The organism is Colwellia echini (assembly GCF_002843355.2).
Classification (GTDB): domain Bacteria; phylum Pseudomonadota; class Gammaproteobacteria; order Enterobacterales; family Alteromonadaceae; genus Colwellia; species Colwellia echini.
The window spans coordinates 1-489 of sequence record NZ_PJAI02000104.1 but is presented as its reverse complement, the minus strand read 5'-3'; the positions used below and the strand labels follow the sequence as shown (position 1 = coordinate 489).

The following is a 489-nucleotide window of genomic DNA, read 5'->3' as shown; positions in this document are numbered from 1 at the left end:
CAATTGATGCTGGTTCAGGTGGTACGAATAAAGATATTTTTGAATTTACTGGGACGGGGCAAACCTTCACTGTTAGTTCTTTGCCTACCTCTTTTGAGCTACTAAAAGATGGTGGCTCAGGAAATTCATTGAAAGGTAGCGAGGGTGTAGACAATACCTTTACGCTTTCTGATGTTGATAAAGGCAATTTATCTGACAGTACTAGTACGATCAATTTTATTGGTTTTACTACTTTAGTTGGTGGAGCTGGAACTGGAGATAATAGCTTTGTTATTACGCATGAGGCTGACGGTAGTATCGAACTACAAGGTGCGGGTACAGGTAGTAATACCGTAAGTACAACGGGTGACTTCAATCGCACTTGGCTAGTTGATGCGAACAATAAAGGTAGTGTAGAAGGCTATACCTTCACAGGAGTTGACCACCTAGTTGGAGGTGTTGGCACAGATAGCTTTACGGTCAATAGCGGTGTGTCTATCGGAACTATTG

Annotated in this window: 1 protein-coding gene; it reads left to right on the top strand. The window is 42.1% G+C overall.

All coding sequences use genetic code 11. The features are described from left to right. Nucleotides 1-489, top strand: a 489-nt coding sequence (locus CWS31_RS17680; RefSeq protein WP_170252926.1) for a hypothetical protein, incomplete at both ends; no start/stop codon positions are given.